General features: G+C 39.6%; 1 protein-coding gene. It reads left to right on the top strand.

What is annotated here, in order from left to right:
* Nucleotides 1–6: 6 nt before the first annotated feature.
* A partial coding sequence (locus MOC86_RS06750; protein WP_268583449.1) for a reverse transcriptase N-terminal domain-containing protein occupies nt 7–608 on the top strand: 602 nt, incomplete at its 3' end.

The raw sequence follows: 608 nt of genomic DNA, 5'->3' as shown, positions 1-608 counted from the left end.
CAATCTATTGATTGGAAGGCCATACAGAAATATGTAACGAAGTTACGACAAAGAATTTATCGTGCCGAACAATACAAACAACAAAGGAAAGTACGAAAGCTACAACGTTTACTCCTTCGGAGTAAGGCAAATCTATTACTCTCTATTCGTAGAGTGACACAACAAAACAAAGGCAAGCGTACATCTGGAATAGACGGTTATACAGCACTTCATGCAAATGAGCGCATAATACTCTTTTGTCAAATGGAGAAACAGAATGTGCTCCTACACCGTCCCCGTCCAGCTAAAAGGACATTTATTTCAAAGAAGAATGGCAAACTTAGACCTCTTGGAATTCCTACTATAAAAGACCGTGTCTATCAGAATATGATTAAAACAGCTTTGGAACCACAATGGGAAGTTCGCCTAGAGCCGAGTTCATATGGTTTTCGACCTAAAAGAAGCACACATGACGCCATCAGCAACCTCCACACTAAGCTTAATGCAAATAGTAAGAAGAAATGGGTATTTGAAGGGGATTTCCGCGGATGTTTCGATCATCTACGGCATGAGTGGATCATGAAACAGATTTCTACCTTTCCTGGTTCATCTATTATTAAAAAGTGGTT

Source organism: Priestia endophytica, assembly GCF_026790145.1.
In the GTDB taxonomy this organism is placed as follows: Bacteria; Bacillota; Bacilli; order Bacillales; family Bacillaceae_H; genus Bacillus_I; species Bacillus_I endophytica_A.
This window is presented reverse-complemented; position numbering and strand designations above follow the sequence as displayed.